This window comes from uncultured Pseudokineococcus sp. (genome assembly GCF_947499845.1).
Lineage (GTDB): Bacteria > Actinomycetota > Actinomycetes > Actinomycetales > Quadrisphaeraceae > Pseudokineococcus.
This window is the reverse complement of the sequence record NZ_CANMPM010000037.1, coordinates 1-5,594: the sequence shown is the minus strand read 5'-3', so window position 1 is coordinate 5,594 and position 5,594 is coordinate 1. Positions and strand designations below refer to the sequence as shown.

The window sequence follows — 5,594 nt, the reverse complement described above, 5'->3', positions numbered from 1 at the left end:
GCTCCGGATGCTCCTCATCGGCGGAGGCCTACGCCACCCCCGACTGGCATGAGCCCCACCGCAGGTACGAAGAGCCGGTAATCGGCGACGATGTCGGTCACCGGTTCAGTGTGGTGGGTGGCGCTTGCCGCGACGGGTGATCACCACCCGCTGTGGACGAGCCCGGTCTTCGCACGCTGGAAAGTGAGAGTCGTGCCGTGTGGGCGTCCGGACTGGAAGGGGTCAGCCGCGGCAGGCATGCCCAGTGATGGCGCATCTTGTTGTCCGGACACGACAACGTGTCGCTACAACACGAGAATGTCGGCGTTGCTCCCGCTCATGCGTGACTCCCGGGCACGGCTCTTGTCTGCGCTCCTGCTTAACCCCGACCGCGAGATGTCGATCGCGGAGCTGGCGCGCGAGATCGGCGCTGACGGACGCCGGCAACCTCCACGGCGACGTCGAGAAGCTCGTCGAAGCCGGCATCCTCCGGGACCGGCGTGTCGGCCGCGCGCGCCTCGTGTCCCCCGGCGACAACCCCGTCAACGGGCCGCTGGCGGAGCTCGTCGCCGTGGCTTACGGACCCCGAGCTCTCGTGGAGGGGGCGCTGAGCGGCGTGGCGGGTCTCGAGGAGGTCCTGCTTGTCGGCTCCTGAGCAGCCAGGTACTCCGGGGAGCCGGGCCCCTCACCCGAGGACGTCGACGTTGTGGTCATCGGTTAGGTCGACCGGGACGACTTCACGAACGCATCGAGGCGCTCGAGCCCCGCCTCCGGCGGCCGATCCAGGTGGTCTTCCGCATCCATGCCGCGTGGGAGGGTGCCGAGGACGCCTTCACCCTGGACGTGCAGCGACGTCCGCACGTTCGATCAGACGTCGGTCGGCAGGAGCGGGCGGGACCGCCGCTCCAGTAGGCCACGCGTCGTGGGTAAGCTTTTCGCCGATGTGGCGGAAAGATGTAACCAGCGCAGAACTCGATACAAGCGCCGATGTGTCCTTCCTCTGAGGGGTCGAATGCTGACGCGGGCCAGGCGACGGCAGTGCTGCAGGTCTCGGTTGCCGAAGGCTCGCGGCAGGCCGGCAGCACGCGGACGTCATGGACGCCCGCGCGGCACTCGCAGGCCGCGGCCACCCCCCTCCGCTGTCCGCTGATGCAATCACGCGCGCATGCGCGTCCGCGCCCGAAGCGGCACCCCGTTTCGATCGCTCACCCGACGCCACCCGTAGCGACGGCCAGGCGACCGACGGGTACAGCAATCGGCAACGACCGGCAGTGAGGCGCGCGCGTTGCCGGGATTGAGGCTTCGTCGAGGACGAAGATCCGGCCGACGACTGTCGCCGTCAGCTCTCCCTCGCGAACCAGTATTCGGCCGTCCTCGACACGACGGGCGTCGCCGCCTCCGTGCTGACGGTAGCGGACGACGTGGGCGCGGATGTCGTCGCCTGCGGGGAGCAAGTCGCTTTGGCCTACTGCAGCCGCAGGCTCTTTTACGAGTTCACGGACCGCCACGACATCAGTGGCCAGGGTGTGCCCAGCCCTTCCTGCGCGTGCCACGAGTGGACGCTGCGGCGATCGTCGCCCGGCGCGCCATGGCGGCGGCCGTCGTGGCGGTCGACATGCCCAAGGACGACGACGTGGGCGCCCCGGCGGGCGGGGAGGGAGCTGCTCGACCGGAAACTGAGCGAGTACCTCACATAGGTCGGCCAGGCGTTCGCCGCACTCTCGCGTGGTCACGACGACGCAGCTCATCGGCGCGCTCGCTGTGCCGTGGAAGACGGTGCTGGACCCGGCCAAGCGACTGCCACAGGCGACCGGGCGAGTGGCTTCCCGCGCTCAGCCACGCAGTCAGTCCCGTTGGGCGCTTGACGTGGACTGCGACGCGCCCGTGTTATGACTCCTCCTCGCCAAGCGCCTCCGCACCGGCGAGACTGCCGCCAGCAAGGCAGTGCAGACACGGTAGAGATGGGGACCCGCCCAATATGTCATCAGAGCACGTGTGTGCCGTTCCGATAGAAGAGGCGGGCTACTCTCTACACGTAGGCGATGTGCGCGACGCTTATAATGAATGGCCAGCTCCCGCGTGCATCATTAGCGATGGCGCTTACGGCGTTCGCGGATTCCACGGCGACACTACGGATACAGTTGGTCTTGTCGACTGGTATCGGCCACATATCGAGGTGTGGACCCGGGCTGCCCGCCCGGGCACTGTCCTCTGGTTTTGGGGTACTGAGGTTGGATGGGCAACTGTCCATGGAGAATTAGAGCGGCAAGGATGGGACTACATCCAAACCGTCACTTGGGATAAGGGCATCAGCCATATCGCGGGCAACGTGAACAGTCGGACAATTCGCCGCTTTCCCGTTGTCACTGAGGTGTGTGTCCTCTACCAGCGCCGGTTCGAGATTCAGACGGAGAAGGGCAATCTTAATGCGCAACAGTGGTTACGGCACGAGTGGCTCCGCTCAGGCCTGCCCTTGTACGAAGCGAACGGCGCGTGTGGAGTAAAAAGCGCGGCAACGCGTAAGTACCTGACTAGCGACTGGTTGTGGTATTGGCCGCCTGGCAGTGCCGTCGCCGCGATGGCGAAACACTGCAATGACAATGGCTTCGAAAGTGGGCGGCCGTACTTTTCTCTTAACGCAACAGATTCCGTGTCCGAGAGTGAGTGGGAAGGTCTCCGGTACACGTGGAATCACGTCCATGGGTTAACTAACGTGTGGAGCCGCCCCGCCTTGCATGACCGCGAGAGAATGCGGGGCTCTATGCGCCGCTCGGCGCCTCGCGTCTATCGTCCAACCAGAGCAAGCACCACACACTTGAATCAGAAGCCACTTGAGCTAATGGAACGCCTAGTGTACGCAACTACTGTTTCTGGTGACGTGGTATGGGAACCTTTCGGCGGACTCGGAACAGGATCTGTGGCGTCTGTGGCCTTGGGTAGGCGCGCCTTCCTGGCCGAACTCGACCCGCACTTTGCTCAACTGGCGGAGGAGCGTCTAGCTGTCGCAGTCGAAACTATCCGAGAAACCGAAGAAGAGGCAGTGACTAGCCCCTCCATGGATGCGGGCTTATTAGAAATGGGGGTACGTCATGCTTGACGACGAGACGACGGAGCGTAACGAGAGCGAATCTTCGGGTGTAGGTGAAGGACTACGGGGGGAGGCGGCTAGCGGTGGCGACGAGCCGGAAGCACTCGGGGCGACCCCTGAGGAGGTCGATGCTGCACCGCAAAGGCCTACTTTGGACAACGATGACAAGCGCACCGCTCTGCAAGCGGGCGTCAAGGCTGCTCTCCAGGCGCTACCAGGTGAGTTTCAATTTAGACACACGGTGAGTGGTATCGCCGCTACAGACTTATTCAATCTGAATACTTTCCTTGGTGCCGGTATCGAGATGGAGGTGGTTCGAACTCTCAACGCGCTGAGGCACATATGGGATCCTCAGAGCATTTGGGCCTCGTATCGGTTTGAGAGATCAAGCCAGGCCTTTCCTGATGTCCGGCTCATCAGCGCTGGCGTATATGGCGCGGACGAGATTGCGCTGGGTGTAGAGCTCAAGGGATGGTGGATGTTGGCTAAGGAAGGCGTTCCGTCACTCCGATACCAGGTCTCTCCTAACGCTTGCGCCCCCCATGACCTCGTGTGCGTTGTGCCTTGGCACCTCAGTAACGCAGTGAGTGGAGAAGCCATCGCGGCTGAACCCTGGGTTGAGTCAGCGCTATATGCCGCCGAATGGAGAGACTATTGGTGGCAGCATGTGCGCGAAGTCGCGGAAAATACTAATACCTCGATTAGTTACCCATCGGGCGCAGCGCCGTATCCATCTAAAGCGGATCGGGTCACTGCCGTGCCGGCGTACGATGGAGGCGACAATTACGGACGTCTCCCGCGGTGTCGGCCCCTCATGGATCAGTTCGTGAGTTCGACCATGGCCGTGCCCATTCTGGGCATCGAAGCGCGCGCTTGGGTGAAGTTCCTCAGATTGCACACGGATAGCGTTGACCCCAATCTGGTGGCAGAAAGACTTCAACGACAGTTAAGATCACGCGACCGAAAGGTATCTTCTGACCGTGCTGAGGGGATACTGCACCAGTTGGACGAGATAAGCCGCATGCTGCCGTGAGAGCTTAGTTGTATGGCGATCGAGGACGCGGCCGGCCCGGCGACTACGACCAGCCGGCTTGGTGGGGCGCTCTCGAGCAGCCGGCAGGGTGCTCGGCTGACATGGACTGTCTGGTGCCCGGTGGTCCTGCAGAACTACGCGCAGTGACCCAGGGGAAGCCTTGTCAAGGTTGCGGAGTTCCGTGACGAATACACATGTAATGCGGCAAAACCACCATACCCCGAGCGGACCACCTTCGTGGTAGATCGCGCACCGACCCACGCGGCCGTCGGCGGGAGCGGACGCACGTCGCCGGTGGTGGTGGTCACCACGGGGAAAGCCGGGAATCGTCGTTGCTCACGGCGTTCCGGCGGTCTTCCGCGCGTTTCGAGGCGCCCTTTGGGTCTGCCAGCGGGGTTTACTGGTTGACAGGCCTCCTCCTCGCGGGTCATTGGAGCCCCGATGAGCGCCCGCCGGCGGAAGGCCGCAGATCCGCAGTCCCGCGAGACGGAGGCTATCCGGCCCTGGCGCCGTTCTCTGATCATGTCACGGGGAGACGAGTCTTACTGGTCGGGGAAATCGCTCGAGAAGTCTACCTCCTGCCAATTGAGCCAATCCTCTATCAAACCTTTTTGGTCTAGGATGCGTTCAATGCCGAGGCGATCTACGCCGCTACGCAATTCTGCGTCCAGTGCGGTGAAGGCGTGGTTTAAGGCGCTTTCCACGGCGGCCTCGGCTCGGCGCTCTTGGTCGCCTGGATATTCATCCGAAGCTGGTTTACGGGCATGTTTCTCCATTGCGAGCCTCCTGAAGTCGCAGTCGTTTACATCCTGCCTCGCTTAGTATGCCCGACATGCTGGCTTTCCGAACTCGCACCGGCGCCCCGGCGTGTCGGCGGTAGTCGACACCAGCCATATGGGCGAAGCGGTCGCGGAGTCGGTGGCGCTGCGAAAAGTTTCATTGAAATGTCAATTATCAGAGTTAGGGCCGAGAGCACGACAGGTGGTGTCAAAGACGGACAAGTGTGTGCTTTACGACGTCCGAGGTCGCGGCGTCAAAGGCCCTGAACGGGACGAACATATAATAGATGACATGCTCGACGCGAGCCAAGTGCAAGTGGAGTCGGGGTGGTCCTGATGTGACACCCGTCCGGCGAACAGCCTGCTTGTCTGTCAGTTGACGTTCTTCGTGGTCGGCGGGGCTGTGTCTGTCCAGGCGGGAGTGGCGCCGGCGGGTGCTGTGGAAGCCCTCGATGTAGGAGAGGACCTCCAGCCCGAATTTGTACCGGCAGCCCCAGGCCTTGGGGTAGACCAACTCGGTCTTGAGGGTGGCGAAGGCCGTCTCGGCCAGTGCGTTGTCGTAGGCGGACCCCACACGGCACATCGAGGTCAGCACGCCCGAGGTTCGCAACGACTTGCCGAAGTCGTAACTGGTGTGTTGACTGGGTTCAACCGGTCGATGCAACACCGGCCTGGTGCAGCGACCGTAGCTGCTCGTCGAGAGCCTCGGCGGGGG

Annotated in this window: 5 protein-coding genes; 2 read left to right on the top strand and 3 right to left on the bottom strand. The window is 62.9% G+C overall.

The annotated features are described in order from the left end of the window. The first annotated feature begins 322 nt into the window (after positions 1 to 322). The gene (locus tag Q0789_RS16420) at positions 323 to 634 is read left to right on the top strand and encodes a hypothetical protein (RefSeq protein ID WP_298807060.1); all 312 of its coding nucleotides are present in this window, start codon (positions 323 to 325) and stop codon (positions 632 to 634) included. Between the two features lie 550 nt (positions 635 to 1,184). Here the strand turns inward: Q0789_RS16420 and Q0789_RS16415 are convergent. Continuing rightward, positions 1,185 to 1,532: a hypothetical protein gene (locus tag Q0789_RS16415; protein WP_298807059.1), complete on the bottom strand. Its 348-nt coding sequence runs from the start codon at positions 1,530 to 1,532 to the stop codon at positions 1,185 to 1,187. Between the two features lie 35 nt (positions 1,533 to 1,567). Between Q0789_RS16415 and Q0789_RS16805 the strand changes: the two genes are divergently transcribed. Beyond that, positions 1,568 to 3,076, top strand: coding sequence for a DNA methyltransferase (locus tag Q0789_RS16805; protein ID WP_366917778.1), 1,509 nt, complete (start codon positions 1,568 to 1,570; stop codon positions 3,074 to 3,076). Between the two features lie 1,566 nt (positions 3,077 to 4,642). On the opposite strand, the gene Q0789_RS16410 is transcribed toward Q0789_RS16805, so the two are convergent. Both Q0789_RS16410 and Q0789_RS16405 read right to left on the bottom strand, forming a co-directional pair. Continuing rightward, positions 4,643 to 4,876 carry a hypothetical protein gene (locus Q0789_RS16410; protein ID WP_298807058.1) on the bottom strand — a complete coding sequence of 78 codons (234 nt, stop codon included), beginning with the start codon at positions 4,874 to 4,876 and terminating at the stop codon, positions 4,643 to 4,645. A 211-nt stretch (positions 4,877 to 5,087) separates the two neighbouring features. Beyond that, the coding region (locus Q0789_RS16405) for an IS3 family transposase (protein WP_366917777.1) at positions 5,088 to 5,594 on the bottom strand (507 nt) is incomplete at its 5' end.